General features: G+C 68.3%; 15 protein-coding genes. 6 read left to right on the top strand and 9 right to left on the bottom strand.

Annotated features, from left to right (window positions below):
• The first annotated feature begins 161 nt into the window (after positions 1-161).
• Complete coding sequence (locus ACMV5O_RS15345; protein WP_416164273.1) at positions 162-2,813, top strand: EAL domain-containing protein; 2,652 nt, start codon at positions 162-164, stop codon at positions 2,811-2,813.
• Positions 2,814-2,827: 14 nt separating this feature from the next.
• Here ACMV5O_RS15345 and ACMV5O_RS15350 read toward each other — a convergent pair whose 3' ends face one another.
• The 6 genes from ACMV5O_RS15350 to ACMV5O_RS15375 form a co-directional block, all read right to left on the bottom strand.
• Positions 2,828-3,931, bottom strand: a complete 1,104-nt coding sequence (locus tag ACMV5O_RS15350; protein WP_416164274.1) for a dihydrolipoamide acetyltransferase family protein — start codon at positions 3,929-3,931, stop codon at positions 2,828-2,830.
• Positions 3,928-4,908, bottom strand: a complete 981-nt coding sequence (locus ACMV5O_RS15355) for an alpha-ketoacid dehydrogenase subunit beta (protein WP_416164275.1) — start codon at positions 4,906-4,908, stop codon at positions 3,928-3,930. Before ACMV5O_RS15355 ends, ACMV5O_RS15350 begins: the two co-directional genes overlap by 4 nt.
• Positions 4,901-5,989, bottom strand: a complete 1,089-nt coding sequence (gene pdhA / locus ACMV5O_RS15360; RefSeq protein WP_416164276.1) for a pyruvate dehydrogenase (acetyl-transferring) E1 component subunit alpha — start codon at positions 5,987-5,989, stop codon at positions 4,901-4,903. The genes ACMV5O_RS15355 and pdhA overlap by 8 nt, the downstream gene beginning before the upstream one ends.
• A 182-nt stretch (positions 5,990-6,171) precedes the next feature.
• Positions 6,172-6,744, bottom strand: a complete 573-nt coding sequence (locus ACMV5O_RS15365; protein ID WP_416164277.1) for a polyhydroxyalkanoate granule-associated phasin — start codon at positions 6,742-6,744, stop codon at positions 6,172-6,174.
• 60 nt (positions 6,745-6,804) lie between these two features.
• On the bottom strand, positions 6,805-7,440 hold the full coding sequence (locus ACMV5O_RS15370) for a response regulator (protein WP_416164278.1): 636 nt from the start codon (positions 7,438-7,440) through the stop codon (positions 6,805-6,807).
• 2 nt (positions 7,441-7,442) lie between these two features.
• A complete protein-coding gene (locus ACMV5O_RS15375) occupies positions 7,443-9,461 on the bottom strand; it encodes a PAS domain S-box protein (RefSeq protein ID WP_416164279.1) in 2,019 nt (672 codons plus the stop codon).
• A gap of 457 nt (positions 9,462-9,918) precedes the next feature.
• On the opposite strand from ACMV5O_RS15375, the gene ACMV5O_RS15380 reads away from it, so the two are divergent.
• Both ACMV5O_RS15380 and ACMV5O_RS15385 read left to right on the top strand, forming a co-directional pair.
• Entirely contained in the window at positions 9,919-10,257 is a 339-nt protein-coding gene (locus ACMV5O_RS15380; protein ID WP_416164280.1) for a hypothetical protein, read from the top strand.
• A 120-nt stretch (positions 10,258-10,377) separates the two neighbouring features.
• A complete protein-coding gene (locus ACMV5O_RS15385) occupies positions 10,378-10,932 on the top strand; it encodes a hypothetical protein (protein WP_416164281.1) in 555 nt (184 codons plus the stop codon).
• A 223-nt stretch (positions 10,933-11,155) separates the two neighbouring features.
• Here the strand turns inward: ACMV5O_RS15385 and recJ are convergent, their stop codons facing one another.
• Both recJ and ACMV5O_RS15395 read right to left on the bottom strand, forming a co-directional pair.
• A complete protein-coding gene (recJ, locus tag ACMV5O_RS15390; protein ID WP_416164282.1) occupies positions 11,156-12,847 on the bottom strand; it encodes a single-stranded-DNA-specific exonuclease RecJ in 1,692 nt (563 codons plus the stop codon).
• Positions 12,844-13,920: a hypothetical protein gene (locus ACMV5O_RS15395; RefSeq protein ID WP_416164283.1), complete on the bottom strand. Its 1,077-nt coding sequence runs from the start codon at positions 13,918-13,920 to the stop codon at positions 12,844-12,846. The genes recJ and ACMV5O_RS15395 overlap by 4 nt, the downstream gene beginning before the upstream one ends.
• A gap of 150 nt (positions 13,921-14,070) precedes the next feature.
• Between ACMV5O_RS15395 and ACMV5O_RS15400 the strand changes: the two genes are divergently transcribed.
• From ACMV5O_RS15400 to ACMV5O_RS15410, 3 genes are all read left to right on the top strand, one after another.
• On the top strand, positions 14,071-14,547 hold the full coding sequence (locus ACMV5O_RS15400; RefSeq protein WP_416164284.1) for an antitoxin Xre/MbcA/ParS toxin-binding domain-containing protein: 477 nt from the start codon (positions 14,071-14,073) through the stop codon (positions 14,545-14,547).
• Complete coding sequence (locus ACMV5O_RS15405; protein WP_416164285.1) at positions 14,547-15,059, top strand: RES family NAD+ phosphorylase; 513 nt, start codon at positions 14,547-14,549, stop codon at positions 15,057-15,059. Before ACMV5O_RS15400 ends, ACMV5O_RS15405 begins: the two co-directional genes overlap by 1 nt.
• Before the next feature lie 94 nt (positions 15,060-15,153).
• Positions 15,154-15,462 (top strand): hypothetical protein, encoded by a 309-nt coding sequence (locus tag ACMV5O_RS15410; RefSeq protein WP_416164286.1) that lies wholly within the window; start codon positions 15,154-15,156, stop codon positions 15,460-15,462.
• Between the two features lie 22 nt (positions 15,463-15,484).
• Here the strand turns inward: ACMV5O_RS15410 and ACMV5O_RS15415 are convergent, their stop codons facing one another.
• The gene (locus ACMV5O_RS15415; protein ID WP_416164287.1) at positions 15,485-16,168 is read right to left on the bottom strand and encodes a hypothetical protein; all 684 of its coding nucleotides are present in this window, start codon (positions 16,166-16,168) and stop codon (positions 15,485-15,487) included.
• Positions 16,169-16,398: the final 230 nt, after the last annotated feature.

Below are 16,398 nucleotides of genomic sequence, written 5' to 3' on the forward strand. Positions count from 1 at the left end.
GCAGTCGGGTTTGTGGCGCGGGCAGGTCGGCGCCGGCCTTGCGCGGGGTGCCCGCACGGTGCGCGCAATGACTGGAAGCGAGCGGCCCGGCGCAGTTAACATCCAGGCTGGATCGACGACGAACCGACCGTCATCGCCCCTCACATTCGTCCGGCGGAACCATGCATCAGAACAAGAAGACGGTTTTCCTGGCCTTGATCGCCACCGTGCTGGCACTCAACGCCTTCACGGGGGGCCTGCTCGCGTATGCGCTGTCAGCCGCGAAGGAGCGCAAGGAGCAGGAGGTGCGCACCACCGTCGAGAACATGGCGCTGTTGCTCGACCAGAGCGTGAGCGCCTCGGCGCGCGAGATCGAACTGTTGTTACGCGAGGTGCAGGCCCATCTCGAGCGGGAGCTGCGCCAGGGGTGGTCGCTCGACCGAGGCGAGGTCAACGGTCTGATCGCCGAGCATCAAAGCTGGCTGTCGCAGTCTGTCGAGATCCGCGTCACGGATGCGTCGGGGAAGGTGGTTTTTGGACACGGGGTGAGGCCGGATACGCAGGTGATCTATGCCGACCGCGATTTCTTCATCGAGCACCGTGCGCGGGACGATGAGCGCACCCGGGCGAGCAAGCTGCTGTTCGGGCGCATCGCCGACACATGGATCACCGTGTTCTCGCGCCGCTACAACGCACGCGATGGCCGCTTTGCCGGGATCATCACGGCCGCGGTGCCGGCTGCGCATTTCCAGGGGCTGCTGGCGGGTCTCAGGCTGGGGCCGCATGGCATCGCGCTGATACGCGACCAGGACATGGTGATGATCGCGCGCTGGCCCGCGCTCGACTCGCCGGCGGGTGCGATCGGCAGCCGCGGCGGCTCGCAGGAGCTGAGCGAGATCGTCGCCTCCGGGGTGCAGGCACAGTCGTTCTACAGCACGCGCACCGCGGATGGCGTCACGCGCATCAATGCCTACCGCAAGCTCGAGCGCATGCCGGCCTTCGTCGTGCTCGGCTGGGGCGAGAAGGACTATCTGGCGCAATGGCGCGAGGACGTGCGCAAGGCGATGCTGCTGTGGGCGCTGTTCCTGGCGGTCACGGTGCTCGCGGGCGGGCTGCTGTGGCGACTGGTCAGTGCCAACGAGCGCGCCAACCAGCGCAGCCGCATCCTGCTGCAGAACGCGAGCGACGGCATCCACATCATGGATGGGGATGGCAGTGTGATCGAGGCCAGCGACGCCTTCTGCCGCATGCTCGGTTACGCGCACGGTGACATCATCGGCATGAACGTGTCGCAATGGGATGCGTACTACCCGGAGGAGGCGCTGCGCACGGGCCTTTCGCGCCTGCTCGCATCGCGCGAGGTCCACACCTTCGAGTCGGCCTTTCGGCGCAAGGATGGCAGTGTGCTGCCGGTCGAGATCAGTGCGTTTCCGCTCGAGGTCGATGGCAAGACGGTGCTGTTCAATTCGGCGCGCGACATCTCGGTACGCAAGTCGTCCGAGGCCGAGGTCAGGCGGCTGGCCTACTTCGACCCGCTGACCGGCCTGCCCAACCGCCGCCTGCTGATGGAGCGGCTCGAGTTCGCGCTCGAGGCCGGTGCGCGCGACCGGAGCAAGGGTGCCTTGCTGTTCATCGATCTCGACAACTTCAAGGCCGTCAATGACACGGTGGGCCACGATGAAGGTGATCGCCTGCTCGAGCAGGTCGCGGCCGTCCTCATCCACTGCGTGCGCCGGGACGACACCGTGGCCCGGCTGGGCGGCGATGAGTTCGTCGTCATGCTGCAGGAGCTGAGCAGCGATGTCATCGAGGCCAGCCACCATGCGGAAGCGATCGGCAACAAGATCCTGCAGGCCTTGCACAAGCGCTTCGAGCTCGGTAGTTCGGAGCATCGGGTCTCTGCCAGCGTGGGCGTGACGCTGTTCGGTGACCACCCGGGCGAACGCGTCGAGGAGCCGCTCAAGCGCGCCGACATGGCGATGTATCAGGCCAAGCTCGCCGGGCGCAACGCGCTGCGCTTCTTCGATCCGAAGATGCAGGCCGAGGTGAGCGCGCGGGCCGAGGTGGAGGCCGGGCTGTGGGAGGCGCTGGAGAGGCAGCAGTTCCTGCTTCAGTACCAGCCCCAGGTCGCCGCGGACGGCAGGGTGGTCGGTCTCGAGGCCCTGGTGCGCTGGCGCCACCCCGAGCGCGGGATGATTCCGCCGGCCGAGTTCATCCCGCTGGCCGAGGAGAACGGCCTGATCCTGCCGCTGGGGCGCTGGGTGCTCGAGACCGCCTGTGCCCAGCTGGCGGCCTGGGCGCATGATCCGCAGCGCGCCCAGCTCAAGATCGCGGTCAATGTCAGCGCACGCCAGTTCAGGCAGGAAGACTTCGTCGGCGAAGTGTTGAGCGCGCTCGAGCGCTCGGGGGCGAATCCGGCCCGGCTCGAACTGGAGCTGACCGAGAGCTCGCTCGTGACCGATGTCGACAAGGTCGGCGCGAAGATGGATGCGCTCAAGGCGCGCGGGGTCGGCTTCTCGCTCGACGACTTCGGCACCGGCTACTCCTCGCTCGCCTACCTCAAGCGCCTGCCGCTCGATCGCCTGAAGATCGACCAGGGTTTCGTGCGTGACATCCTGATCGATCCCAACGATGCGGCGATCGCCCGCATGATCATCGTGCTCGCCGATAACCTGGGGCTCGGCGTGGTCGCCGAGGGCGTGGAAAGCCACGAGCAGCGCATCTTCCTCGCGCAGCAAGGATGTCGCCTCTACCAGGGCTACCTGTTCAGCCGCCCCTTGCCGCTGGCCGAGCTCGAAGCCCTCCTCGACGCCCGCTGCGCGCTCGCGGTGTAGGTCGTAAGCCCGCCTCAGGACGCCTGTTGCAGATCCTCGATCACTGCCATCAGGAAGCGCGCCGCCTCACCGCCGGTGACTACGCGGTGGTCGAAGGACAGGCTCAGCGGCAGCACGCGGCGCACCGCGGGCTGGCCATCGACCGCCCGGACCTGCTCATGCACCCGACCGGCGCCGAGGATGGCGACCGTGGGCGGCAGCACGATGGGCGACGCGTACTTGCCGCCGATCATGCCGAAGTTCGATAGCGTGATCGTATTGCCGCGCAGCTCTTCGGCCGGGATCTTGCGTGCGAGCACGTCGGCGCGCATGCGCTGGAGGCCTGCGCGCAGGTCGGCCGCGTCACGCTGGGCGACGTCACGCAGCACCGGCACGAACAGGCCTTCGGGGAGGTCGAGCGCGATGCCGACGTCGATGCGACTGACGAGGCGGCGACCCATGTTGTGGCTCTCGTACCAGGCGTTGAGCGCGGGTTCGGCGCGGCAGCCGGCCACCAGCGCGCGGATCAGGCGGATGGTGATGTCGGCGTCCGGCGCCCAGGCGTGGATGTCGGCGTCGTCGATGACGGTGGCGGCGGCGACTTCGCTTTGCGCCAGGCTCATGTTCTGCGCCATTGCCCGGCGCACCCCGCGCAGGATCTCGGCCGGGCCGACCTCGGACAGGATCTTCGCCACGCGCTTGATGTCGGCGGTGGTGATGACGCCATCCGGCCCGGAGGGGGTCACCATCTCCAGCTCGACATTGAGCTGACGGGCCAGCGCGCGCACCGCCGGCGTGGCACGGATGGCGGCGCCGGCGTGGCTGACGGCGGCAGGCGCCTCGGCCTTCACCTCGCTGCCGACCTGCACCTCGCCGACCACGGTGCCGCTGTCGGCCTCTTCGCCCGCGCCCTCGAAGCCGACCAGAGGCGCGCCCACGTGCACCACCTTGCCGGCCTCGCAATACAGCTTCGCTACGCGGCCGGAGTAGGGTGAAGGGATGTCGACGATCGCCTTGGCCGTCTCCACCGACACCAGCGGCTGGTCGGCGGCGATCTCGTCGCCGGCCTTGACGTGCCATTCGACGACTTCGGCTTCCTGCAGGCCTTCGCCCAGGTCGGGCAGCTTGAAGATCTTCATGATCCCTCCAGGGTCTTTCTGGCCGCCGCGACGATGCGCTCGACGCTCGGCAGGTACTGATATTCGAGGCGGGAAAGCGGCATCACCGTGTCGTAGCCGGTGACCCGCTGCACCGGGGCGAGCAGCGAGTACAGCCCTTCCTCGGCGAGATTGGCGGCAATCTCGGCGCCCAGGCCGGCACTGCGGGCCGCCTCGTGCACGATCACGCAGCGCCCGGTGCGCGCCACCGACTCGAGGATGGTCGGCATGTCGAGCGGCTTGAGGGTGGCGACGTCGATCACCTCGGCGCTGATGCCCTCGGCCGCCAGGGCGTCGGCCGCCGCCTGGGTCTCGTGCAGCATCGCGCCCCAGCTCACCAGGGTGAGGTCGCTGCCGCTGCGCAGGGTGAAGCAGACGTCGAGCGGCAGGGCCTCGCCATCATCGTCGACCGGCTGGCGGAACAGGCGGTAGAGACGGGTCGGCTCGAGGAACATTACGGGGTCGGGGTCGCGGATCGCCGCCAGCAACAGGCCGTAGGCGCGTGCCGGGGAGGAGGGCATGACGACGCGCAGGCCGGGGGTATGGGCGAGCAGGGCCTCAGGGCTCTCGGAGTGGTGCTCGGGCGCATGGATGCCGCCGCCGCAGGGGGTGCGCAACACCATCGGGCAGGCGAGGCGGCCGCGGGTGCGATTGCGCAGGCGCGCAGCGTGGTTGATGAGGTGGTCGAGGGCAGGGTAGAGAAAGCCCGAGAACTGGATCTCGGCCACCGGCTTGAGCCCCATCGCCGCCATGCCGATTGCGGTGCCGGCGATGGCGGTCTCGGCCAGCGGCGTGTCGATCACGCGCTCGGCCCCGAAGCGCTGCTGCAGGCCGATGGTGGCGCGGAACACGCCGCCGTTGGCGCCGATGTCTTCACCGAGCAGCACCACCGCCGGGTCGGCTTCCATTTCACGGCCGAGGGCCAGGTTGACCGCCTCGACGAGATTGATCTCAGCCATGATCGCCTCCGCTCGGTGGGGCGAAGCGCAGCGCCATCTCGCGCTCTGCCTCGAGGGCCTTGGGCAGTGCGGCATGCAGGTGCTCGAACATGGCCGCCGTCTGCGGTGGCGGGGTGGCGAGGTAGTCCTCGACCGCGGCATTGACCGCCTCGCTGCAGTCGTGGGCGAGCGCCTCCTCCTGCTCCTTGCCCCAGGCACCGAGCCGCAGCAGGTGGTTGCGCAGCCGGGTGAGCGGCTCGAAGGACCATTGCTCCTGCACCAGCGCCGGGTCGCGGTAGCGCGAGGCGTCATCGGCGGTGGTGTGGTCGCCGAGGCGGTAGGTCAGCGCCTCGATGACGCTCGGCCCACCGCCGGCGCGCGCCTTGTCGATCGCCTGGCGGGCGACATGGCGTACCGCGACGACGTCGTTGCCATCGACCTGGCAGCCTTCGATGCCGGCCGCGATCGCCTTCTGCGCCAGTGTCGCCGACGATGTCTGCGCACTGCGCGGCACCGAGATCGCCCACTGGTTGTTGCTGACGATCAGCACCAGTGGTGCCTGCCATACGGCGGCGAAGTTCATGCCTTCGTAGAAGTCGCCCTTCGAGCTCGCGCCGTCACCGAGAAAGCACACCGCCACGCGCGCTTCGCGCCTGAGCTTGAATGCATAGGCAGCGCCGGCGGCATGACACACCTGGGTGGCGATCGGCACGCAGATCGGGAAGTCGCTGCGCGGGCCGGCGAAGTCGCTGCCGCGCTCGTCGCCGCCCCAGTAGCGCAGGCTCTCGGCCATGGTGACGCCGCGCAGCAGCTGCGCGGCGTGCTCGCGGTAGGACGGAAAGAGCACGTCCTCGGCCTGCATTGCACTCGCCACGCCGACGCCGATCGCCTCCTGACCGAGGGCAGAGGCGAAGGTGCCGAGCTTGCCGGTGCGCTGCAGCGCGATCGCCTTGGCATCGAAGGTGCGCGTCAGATACATCGCACGGTACAAGGGCAGCAGCGCCGTGGCGTCGTGCGCAAAATCGGGAAGCGGGGCGAGAATTTCGCCCTGGGGGTCGAGGAAGCGGACGTGATCGATCTGGAAGCGGGCGACGGTGCTCATGGCAATCTCCGTTTCAGTCTCGCTGCGGCTCGAATGAAGCCGCCACGACGCGGCAGCGTAAAGATGCCTGGGTGCTGGGTGCGTGGCCTCACCAGGCGGGGTGACAGGAGCTTGTGGCCCTTGCTCCCTGTTGCTGCCTGCCCGATTGGAGCCTAGCGCGCCGTCGATGTTCCCGCCATCGCTCAGGCAGTGCCGGCAGCGTACCTGCCGAGGCGCTCGGCATTGGCCGTCGCGCGGGCGTGGATCGGCTCGAGCGCGCGGCGGGCGAGGTCGGCGGCGGCGTGGGAGAACTGCGCGTGTGCGTCGGCACTGGGGGACAGGGCGGCGATCAGCGCCGCGTGGTGCGACATCGATTCGGCAACGTTCGGGCTGCTTGCCGCCGACATCATCGCCGCCATGCCGGCCTGCATCTGGGCGAACATCTGCGCCCACAGCTGCTGGTTGAGCTGCAGCCAATGTGCGGTCACCGACCACGACGATTCGGTCGCCGCCTCGAACTTTTCCTGCGCCATCAGGCTGAACTCATCCAGATCGTCGGCGCTTGGCGCAGGGCCGGCGGTGGCCATGCGTCCGGTACGGTGGCCGATGACCTCGACGGAGGCGAGCATCATCTCGCTGGCCTGGCTGGCGATACCGAGCCAGGGCGCGAGGGGGTCGTGGCAGGTGCGCGCCGTGGGCGGATCGGACCGCAGGGTGGCGGCGTCTGCGCAGGCTCGGTCCCGGCTTCCGATGCGTTGCAGTGTCGAGGTGGTCATGCGTGTTCCTTGAAGTGTCCAGATGCAGGCAGGGGTTTTAGCACAGGCTGGCCGTGACTGCTAATCGGGGCCGAGCTTGTGCTGCAGCACGTAGCGCGTGATCTCGGCGTTGGACTGCACGTTCAGCTTGTCCAGGATGCGGGAGCGGTAGGTGCTGATCGTCTTCACGCTCAGATGCATCTGTTCCGCGATCCTGGTAAGCGGAACCCCCTTGCTCAGCAACAGCAGCACGGCCATCTCGCGCGGGGAGAGGGTCTCGTGCGGCAGCCGCCTGGCCGCATGGATCGTACCGTCGAGCAGTCGCTCGGCCAGTGCGGGGCTGACGTAGCGCCCGCCGCCGACCACGGTGCGAATTGCGGTCAGAATCTGTGCCGGCGGGCTGTCCTTGTTCAGGTAGCCCGATGCGCCTGCGTGCAGCGCCGGCAGCGCGAATTCCTCTTCTGAGAACATGCTGAAGATCAGCACCGGCAGGGCGGGTTGGACCAGCTTGATGCGCTTGAGCACTTCGAGCCCGTTGATGTCGGGCAGCGTGATGTCGAGCAGCACGACGTCCGCTTCGGTCGAATTGACGAGGGCGAGCACCTCGCCACCGGTTGCGGCTTCGGCCGCGACCTCGAAGTCTTCGGTTGCGGCGAGGAACTGGCGCAGGCCGCTGCGGACGACGGCGTGGTCGTCGACGATGACGATTCTGACCATGCTCACGCCTCGCGCCGAATGGCCGGCGCGGCGCCGGCGTCCAGCGGAAGCCGCAGCGTCAGTTGCGTTCCGCTCTGTGGCGTGCCGCTCAGCGACAGTTCGCCGCCAAGGTTCTGTGCCCGCTCGAGCATGCCGATCAGGCCGAACGAGTCGTGCTTGCCGAGGCTGTCCTTCGGCAGTCCCCTGCCGTTGTCCCAGATCCGCAGGATCAGGTTTCCCTTGTGCGTGACCGCGGTGATGCTCACCTTCTTCGCCCCCGAATGCTTGGCAATGTTCGTCAGCCCTTCCTGGATGATGCGGAACACCGCGGTACTGGCCTCGGCCGTGAGGCTCACATAGGGCGGCATGTCCAGTTCGACCGCGATCCCGGTCATGCGGGAGAACTGATCCGCATGCCAGCGGATCGTCGCCAGCAGCCCGAGCGTGTCGAGCATGCCGGGGCGCAGGTTGGCGGAGATGCGCTTCACCGTCTGCAATGCCGCATCCACTTGTTCGAGCATGCCCTGCAACGGGGCCGCCAAGGGTGCAGCCTCCGTCAGGCTGTCCATCGTCGTGGCGAGGCTGAGCTTGAGCATGGTCAGGGTGCCGCCCAGTTCGTCGTGGACCTCGCGTGCGATCCGCGTGCTTTGCTCCTCGCGCACCGATTCGAGGTGGGCCGCGAGGCGCTTCAGGCGCAGGGAGGTTTCGCGCTGGGCGCTTGCCAGTTGCCGTCGCCGGGTGATGTTGTCATGGACCACGACCAGACGTACCGGACCTTCGCCGGCAAAGCGCGAGATGCGGACTTCAAACCAGCGTTGTTCGACCGGCGTGCTGCACTCGTATTCGAGCACGAAGGATTTGCGCTTCCCCGCCAGGATCTCGCGGATGCCGTTCGCCACCTCGAGGGCGCTGCCCGGCGAACCCGTTGCCGGGGCGTCGCACACCTCGAGATAGTTGGTTCCTTCGCTCATCTGGTCGGGGTTGCCGCCGTTGGCGGCGGCGAACTCGCGCCATGCCTTGTTGACCGCGACGATGCCGGCGGACTCGTCGAGTACGCACAGGTTGGAGGGCAGGGCATCGATCGTCGCGCGGAAGAAGCGCTCCGATTCGGAGAGCGCGAGCGAGCGCGCATCCACCTCGGCGGTGCGCTCGGCGACCTCTTCTTCGAGCACGTCGTTCAGGTGCAGCAGGGCGGACTCGGCCTCCTTGCGAGCGGTGATCTCGCGCGCGAAACCGACGGTGCCGAGCAGCTTGCCGTCATCGTGCAGGACCGGCGCCTTGTAGGTCTCCGACCAGGTGGAGTGGCCGTTGTTGTGAGTCTCCTCCTCGAGCGTGATCTGCCGGCGCGACGCGAGCACTTCGCGGTCGGTGGCGACGTAGCCCATGGCCAGCGCGGGCGGAACGAGGTCGAAATCGCTCTTGCCGACGAATTCTTCGGCGCGATCTCCGCCGAATGATCGGGCGAATGCGCGGTTGACGGCGAGAAAGCGGCCGTCGATGTCCTTCAGCCACACCATGAACGGGATGTTGTCCAGGAGGGCGCGCTGGTGGCGCTCCTTCTCGAGCAGCCTCTGTTCCAGCTGCTTGCGTTCGCTGATGTCTTCGAGCGCGAGCTGCAGCACCACGGTTCCGTCCGTCTCCAGGTGACGACGGCCGCTCAGGCGCGCCCAGAAGGCCTCGCGCTCACGGCGCTGAAGCCTCAGCTCACAGCTGTGCATGTCTTCGTGCTGCAGTCCGTGGCGGAGAAACTGGCGCCAGGTGTCGATCGCTTCGGGGTGCAGGAACCGCGCAAAACGACGGCGGAGCGACTTGCTGCGGACTTCTCCGAGCAGCATGGCTGCCGCTCGATTGAGTTCGGAAATGCGGCCCTTGTCGTCCAGCAGGAGATGGGCGGTCGGCGCGTGATCGAACAGGCTGAGGTAGCGATCCGGCGACGCCTTCAAATCATACGGCCTGTCGTGCGCGACGTCGGAGTGCGCCTCCAGCCCGGCCTGATCCCCTCGCGTTTGATGCAGCAGTGTTCCGGCGGCGCGCTCGGGCAAGGCGGTGCCTTGTCGATCGACCGCGACCGGCCCGCGTTGTGCGGGGGGCTGGGCCGAGTTAGGGGGCCGGCAATCAGGCTTCATGATCGGGAATCGACTCCATCGGGCAATCCGGTACGCAGCAGGGGCGTAACCCGATCCCGAACCGGGGGACACCGCCCTTAGCCTACTGCAATCTTCCGAAAAGCGGTATGCCAGCCTCAAGTGATTGATCGGTGTAGGAAAAATCCTACGTGCACGGTGCGCTCATCCGACGATGATCCAGCCCTTTGCCGACAGACTGCAGTCAATCGAAGTTGCATGATTGCGGCGCGGAATGAATGAACAACGAAGGTGCGCGAATAGGCACACGGCACGTTTTTCCGATCACCCGAAAGCGCTGCGCGAAACGACAGCGGGGGTGTCGGGGCAGGCACGAGGCGAGTGCCTGACGCGCCACCGCGTGGAGGAGACAGCTGTGCAGAACTTGCAGGAGAGGTTTGTCGGGTTGCGCGAGCAGGGCCGGTCGGTGCGCGCGCTGCCGCCGGTCGATTCGTCGCGCCCGGGCTATTACCTGGTCGTGCCCGCCGTCACGCGGGTGTCCGGTCGAAGACGATCAGGTGCACGACGCGAGCCCGCTTGCGTGCTGCTCGGGCCCTTTTGCAGCGAAATCGAGGCGCGTTTCATCGAGACCAGTGCCCAGGCTCTGGGTCTGCTGGTGGAGCGCACGGACCGGTTTCCGTCGCGACCAAGAGCGCATAGGAATAATCCGACACCGATTGACTGTTTTTCCGACCTTGCGCTGCCACTGAACTGACAGACGCCTGACGGCTTGCCCTGCACAATGGGGTTGCCTTCCGGATGAGCTTCACCGGCAAACCGCATGTCATTTTTTTGGCGACCGCCATCGCCACTTTCCACTTTTCAGGAGCACACCATGCATTCGATCACGCCCTTGCATGAACGATTTACCGAAGTCGTCACGGCCAACGGGGATGCCTTCAATGCGATCGTTGAGATCACGCTGAACACAGCGGAGCAAATGTTCGCGCTCAACATGAACACGGTGAGGTCGTACAAGGCGAGCGCCACAGTGAGCAATGGCGGGAGCTTCTTCGAGCAGCTGACTGCGCAGTCGGGTTCGGCGGCACGTTCGCTCGAGCTGGCCAGCGACTACCTGCGCAATGCGAGCAGCATCTGCATCAAGTCGCAGGCCGAGATCGGGCAGATCAACGTCGACCGCGCCAACGAACTCGCCCAGTCCTTCGGCTCGCTGCTCGACACCATGGCCCGCTCCGGCCCCACCGGCAGCGCCGAAGTGGTCGAGCAGATCAAGTCGGCCCTGAGCAGCGCGACCGAAGCGTATGAACGTGTGATCAGGACCAGCAGCGAGTTCGCCGAGCGCAGTCTGGCCGCGGCGGAAGAGGTCGTGCCGCCGGTGGGTGCCGCTGCCGGCAGCACCGAGAAGAAGGTGGCGAGGAAGGCCGCGTAAGCAGGGCGTTCAAGCGATCCCACCTGGAGGCCCCTGAGATTCAGGGGCCTTTCTTCTTGTGCGCCCAACATGGGCGGTGCGTCCCGGCTCGCTGCTCGCTGCGCCCTGCGCTCGCCGCCAGATCCAGCAGCGTGCCGCACGGCGAGTGCGAGTGCGAGTGCGACTGCGTGTGCGTGTGCGGGCCTGTCGCCGGGTGCCCGGGGCGATGGAAACCGCACGCTGCTCAGGCCGCCTCGAAGTGTTCCAGCATCAACTGCACGCTCGACACCCCGCGGAACTCGTTGATGCCCAGCCGATAGGCCGCGTGGATCTGTTGCGGCGCGCCGCCGGCATGGTTGAACTGGATGGCCTCGAAGCGTGCGGTGTTGCGGCTCAGCTCGAGCTTCAGGTGGCGCTCCTTGAGCACGCGCTGGCGCTCGACGCGGAACACGTCGTCGAACAGCGGCGCGGGGAAGCCCTGGCCCCAGATCTCGTTGTCCAGCATGCGAACCGCGTCGAGGGCGAAATAGCCGGACTCGAGCGTGCCGTCCGTTTCGATGCGGCGCTCGAGCTGGGCGGGCTCGAGCAGTTCGCTGACGACTTCCTCGAAGGCGGCGTCGAAGCGGGCGAGCTCCGTCTCGCGGATCGTCAATCCGGCGGCCATCGCGTGGCCGCCGAAGCGCACGATCAGCTCGGGGTGGCGCTTGGTGACCAGGTCGAGTGCGTCACGCAGGTGCAGGCCGGCGATCGAGCGCCCGGAGCCCTTGAGTTCGCCGTCGTTGGCGCGCGCAAAGGCGATGGTCGGGCGGTGCAGCTTCTCCTTGATGCGGCCGGCGACGATACCAATCACGCCCTGATGCCAGTCGGGCTCGAACAGCGCCACGGTGGCGCGGTTGCCGGCGTCGAAGCCTTCCAGGCGGATCAGCGCCTCTTCCTGCATGCCGGCTTCGATGCTGCGCCGCTCGCGGTTGAGCTTGTCGAGCTCCTGGGCGATGTTCATCGCGTGCCCGGCGTCGTCGGTGATCAGGCATTCGATGCCCAGGCTCATGTCGGAGAGCCGCCCGGCGGCGTTCAGGCGCGGGCCGATCATGAAGCCCAGGTCGGTGGTGCTGGCGCGCGCCGGCTCGCGACCGGCAAGCGAGAACAAGGCGCGGATGCCCGGCTGCATGCGCCCGGCGCGCATGCGCGCAAGGCCCTGGGCCACCAGGATGCGATTGTTGCGGTCGAGCTTGACGACGTCGGCCACGGTGCCGAGTGCGACGAGGTCGAGCAGGTCGGCGAGATTGGGCTCCCTGGCGTCGGCAAAGGCGCCGCGCTCGCGCAGCTCGGCGCGCAGCGCAAGCATGGTGTAGAACATTGCGCCCACGCCGGCCAGCGCCTTGCTCGGGAAGTCGCAGCCGGGCTGATTGGGGTTCACGATCACGTCGGCTTCGGGCAGCACGTCGCCGGGCAGGTGGTGGTCGGTGATGAGGGTGGTCATGCCGTGGGCGCGCGCGGCGGCGATGCCCTCGACACTGGCGATGCCGTTGTCGACGGTGATCAGCACGTCCGGCTCCAGGCGGGCGGCGAGCTCGACCATCGCCGGCGTGAGGCCGTAGCCCTGGGTGACGCGGTCGGGCACCAGGTAATGCACGTCGGCGCCGAAAGCGCGCAGCGCGCGCATGCCGACCGCGCAGGCGGTGGCGCCGTCGCAGTCGTAGTCGGCGACGATGACCATGCGGGCGCCGGCTTCGATGGCGTCGGCGAGCAGTTGCGCGGCCGCCTGCGTGCCGCTCAGCGCCTCGGGCGGCAGCAGGTTCTTCAGGCTGGTGTCGAGTTCTTCGGCGCGGGTGATGCCGCGCGCGGCGTAAAGGCGGGCGAGCAGGGGATGGAGGCCGGCATCGGCGAGGCGGCTGAGGGCAGGTTGCGAGACGGCGCGGGGCTGGATGCGGGTCATCGGGCTTGGGCTGGATTCGTGGGGGGCGGGGTGTCGCTGACGGGCATCGGCGCGGGGGCGAGGGACTTCAACACGGTCTCGAAGGCGTAGGGCTTGCGCCAGAACTTCCAGCGCGCGCTGCGCGACAATTCGAGCTGCAGCGTTCCGCGGTCGCCCGGTGCGGTGAGGCGCAGCGTGTCGAGGCGTCCATGCTGGAACGCAGCGGCAAGTGGGGCGAACCAGTCGCGCTCGAGGGCTTCGAGACCGCCGCGCCACGCCTGGAGGTCTAGCTGCTGGGCGGGCTTGCGCTGGCTGTCGAGCACTACCAGCGTGTCCTGGGCGAGGGCCGCCGCGGCGTCCGGTGCGCCGACCGGCAGCCCGGCAGCGCGGGCAAGGCCGATGCTGACCGGATCGGTGGCCTGCACCTGGCGCGCGGGCGCCCGCAGGGGCTGCTCGAGTGCGCCGGCGCCCCACAGCCAGACGCTGTTGACCGGACGTCGCCCGGCCTCTTCGCGGGCACGGCTGCGTGCGTGGTTGTGCAGCACGATCTGTGCTTCGTTCATCGTGCGCTGCCACAGGCGGGCGTCCTCGCCCTCGGGCAGGAAGTGCTTGATGGGGCGTCCGGTGACATCGTCGAGCGGGTAGAGCGTGACTGCGCTCGGCTGGTGCAGGCGCAGGTACCAGCGTGTGGGCGTGCAGGCCTCGAAGCGACCCAGGTCGGCGAAGACCTCGTTCAGCGCCGCCACCAGTTCGGCGCTTTCTTCGTCCTCGAGCTCGTCGTCGGGAAAGGCCTGCAGCAGCAGGTGCTCGCGCGAAAAGGACAGATTGACCGGGTCCGCGCACAGCCAGTGGCGGCCGGGATCGTGGGGCGGCGCATCGGCTTCGCCCAGGCGGCGCAAGGTTGCCATCGGCACGCTGTCGCCGGGCAGGCCAAAAAGCCGTGCGAGCTGGCGGTCATAGGGCTCGAAGGGGCTGACCTGGCGCCGGCCGCGGCCGAGCAGGGTGGCGAGACCGTCGAGCGCGAGGCCCGAGGCGGGCCCGAGCAGCGTTGCGGCGGGCCACAGCAGGCCGGGAATCAGGAGCTGGATCTGCATCGGGAACACACTGAGGGAAGCGGCGCGAGTCTAGCACGCGCGGCGGGGCGGTCCTGTCGTGCCGGATCCCGGTCGAGGTGAGGGGCGCAACTTGACACCCTGGGCTCAAAAGGCTTCAATTGATTCCATGAAAACAATCAGGTGATGAAAGTGTCCACGAATAAGGCAGGTCCTTCCAGCCGAGAGCCTGGCGCTGCGTATGCCGTGCGCGGCGCGCTCGTCGGCGCCAGCATCGAGCGTTACCTGCACGCGGCCTCGGCCCTCGAGCGCGATCACATGGTGCGCGAGGGCTTCGAGCCCGGCTCGCTGGACGCCTTCGCGCACCGTTTCGGTCGCAGCGGGCGCAGCCTTGCGCAACTGCTGGGCGTGGCGCCGGCGACCTATGACCGGCGCGTGCGCGAGGGCAAGCCGCTGTCGCAGGACGATTCCGACCGCGTCGCCCGTCTCATCGACGTCGAGCGCGCGGCTACGCGCGTGTTCGGCGACGAGGCGGCCGCGCGCGAGTGGCTCGCAACGCCGGTGCCCGTCCTCGGTGGGGCGGTCCCGATCGAGTTGATCGCGACCACGCCCGGACACCAGGCGGTCATGAACGCCCTGCGCCGCATCATGGCGGGTACCGCCGCCTGATGGCTGCCCGCACGGCCTCCTTGTGGCGGCTGGCGCAGGACTGGATGGACCTCGACACCGGCGCCGTGCTGTGCGCGGCGGAGGACTTCCGTTGCGCTGGCCGTGGTGCCGCCGCGGTCGGCGGGCGCTGGAATGGTGTTGGCTCGGTGGTCATCTACCTCGCCGACAGCCTTGCCCTCGCCCAGCTCGAAAAGCGCGTCCACACGCCCCAGCGGCCACCGCGCGACATGGTGGCGGTGGAGGTGAGCCTGCCGGCAGCGGCGCTCGTGGCGGCGCAGACGCCTGTCCTGCCACCAGGCTGGAATGCCGACAACGTGGATTGGTCGGTCGGCCGCACCGCAAGCCAGGCGATCGGCGACGCCTGGCTGGAAGAGGGCGCCGCGCTGCTGTTGCGTGTGCCCTCGGTGGTGGTGCCGGCAGGCTGGAACTACCTGCTCAATCCTGCACATGCGGATGCACGCAGGGTGCGGACCCGGCGGGTGCTGTATCGGGCCGATCCGCGCCTGTGGTGAGCGCCTGGGATCGGCGGCGAACTCGTCCTCGTGGCGGCACTCAGGCCGCGTGGCAAGGTCGAAGGCAGCACAGGATCCTTGCGCGGAGACCGCCATGACACCCGAGACCGTTGCCACCCTGATCGCCGAGATCGAGGCCGAAGATCCGCTCGACTTTGCCGGCCTTGCCCTGGACGCAGCTGGCGCTCGCCTGCTGATGGCCGCGCACTTCTGCGACATCGATCGCAAGTTCGTCGAGCTGGGGCTGGCGCCCGACCAGCGTGTGGAGATGATGGCCGCGATCGCCGCACACTCGATGGTGGAGAACATGCTGCTCCACCTGTCGCGCCTGCGCCGCGACAGCGAGGCGGCGGACTTCAGGGCGTGGATGCGGCGTCACGGCATCGGCGGGGCCGGCGCATAGCATGTCCGCACGTCGGCCCGCCTCAGTTCGCGGCGAAACAGTAGAACAGCCCATCGCCGCCGGTGCTGCGCAATGCCGCCTGGCTGCAGCCGCCCCGGCTCGGGTGGGCGGAGTTCCAGGAGGTCGCCCAGTTATCGCCGGTGGGGCCGGCACGGTCGTGGTGCCCTGTCATCGCCGCGCCTTCATCACCGCCCTTCGTCCAGTTGCCGCAGGTCATGTCCGGAAACGGCGGGCTGGGCGGAAAAGCCGTTCCGTCCGGCCTGGAGCCGGTGAGGATGTCGTGCCGGTTGGGCTGTTCGGTGCGGCCATTGACCCTCTGCCCCATCTCGTCGAGCGCAGTCTCCTTCGTCAGCCCGGAACTGGGCGAGTGCAGATCGTCGACGCTGGCTGCGATCAGCACGCCCTTCGCGTTGTGCCACGGGCCGTTGCCGATGCGCTCGCGTGCATGCACCACAGCCGTGTCGCTCAGCGCGGCCGCCTGGGTGCTCAGGTAGGCGCGCCAGGTGCGCTGGCCCGCACCCGCTGCAGTGGCGAGCGACTGACAATGGCGGTCGGCGCCTGCCAGGCCGCCCAGGTCGGCGCCGTTGCCGAGGCCCACGCTGGTCACGAAGAACGACATGTCGCTGCCGGCGGCGTCGGGGGGCAGCGCGCCCCACAGCACCGACGAGCCGGCCAGAATCATCAGGATCGCCTTTGGCTTGAACATGGACGTTTCCTCCTTGTCATTGACACGGCCCCGAGGGTGATCCGGGGCGCGGTCTGGCGCGCCGTCAGTCCGGGCGCCCCGGACCTCCCCTCAAGCTAGACGCGCAGGGCCAGGAAAGCCAGGCGGCACGGGCACCACGCGCGCACCCGGGCGGCGCGAGTCAGGCAACTCGCGAATCCTGCGGCGGCAGACTACGCTTGCATTGGCGGCGCGCGACGGGCTGCGCCGCC

This window comes from Thauera sp. WH-1, assembly GCF_047806685.1.
Classification (GTDB): domain Bacteria; phylum Pseudomonadota; class Gammaproteobacteria; order Burkholderiales; family Rhodocyclaceae; genus Thauera.

Coding starts and splice junctions, on each gene's coding strand:
- ACMV5O_RS15345 (WP_416164273.1), top strand. CDS start 162: ATGCATCAGAACAAGAAGACGGTTTTCCTGGCCTTGATCGCCACCGTG.
- ACMV5O_RS15350 (WP_416164274.1), bottom strand. CDS start 3,931: ATGAAGATCTTCAAGCTGCCCGACCTGGGCGAAGGCCTGCAGGAAGCC.
- ACMV5O_RS15355 (WP_416164275.1), bottom strand. CDS start 4,908: ATGGCTGAGATCAATCTCGTCGAGGCGGTCAACCTGGCCCTCGGCCGT.
- pdhA (WP_416164276.1), bottom strand. CDS start 5,989: ATGAGCACCGTCGCCCGCTTCCAGATCGATCACGTCCGCTTCCTCGAC.
- ACMV5O_RS15365 (WP_416164277.1), bottom strand. CDS start 6,744: ATGACCACCTCGACACTGCAACGCATCGGAAGCCGGGACCGAGCCTGC.
- ACMV5O_RS15370 (WP_416164278.1), bottom strand. CDS start 7,440: ATGGTCAGAATCGTCATCGTCGACGACCACGCCGTCGTCCGCAGCGGC.
- ACMV5O_RS15385 (WP_416164281.1), top strand. CDS start 10,378: ATGCATTCGATCACGCCCTTGCATGAACGATTTACCGAAGTCGTCACG.
- recJ (WP_416164282.1), bottom strand. CDS start 12,847: ATGACCCGCATCCAGCCCCGCGCCGTCTCGCAACCTGCCCTCAGCCGC.
- ACMV5O_RS15395 (WP_416164283.1), bottom strand. CDS start 13,920: ATGCAGATCCAGCTCCTGATTCCCGGCCTGCTGTGGCCCGCCGCAACG.
- ACMV5O_RS15405 (WP_416164285.1), top strand. CDS start 14,547: ATGGCTGCCCGCACGGCCTCCTTGTGGCGGCTGGCGCAGGACTGGATG.
- ACMV5O_RS15410 (WP_416164286.1), top strand. CDS start 15,154: ATGACACCCGAGACCGTTGCCACCCTGATCGCCGAGATCGAGGCCGAA.
- ACMV5O_RS15415 (WP_416164287.1), bottom strand. CDS start 16,168: ATGTTCAAGCCAAAGGCGATCCTGATGATTCTGGCCGGCTCGTCGGTG.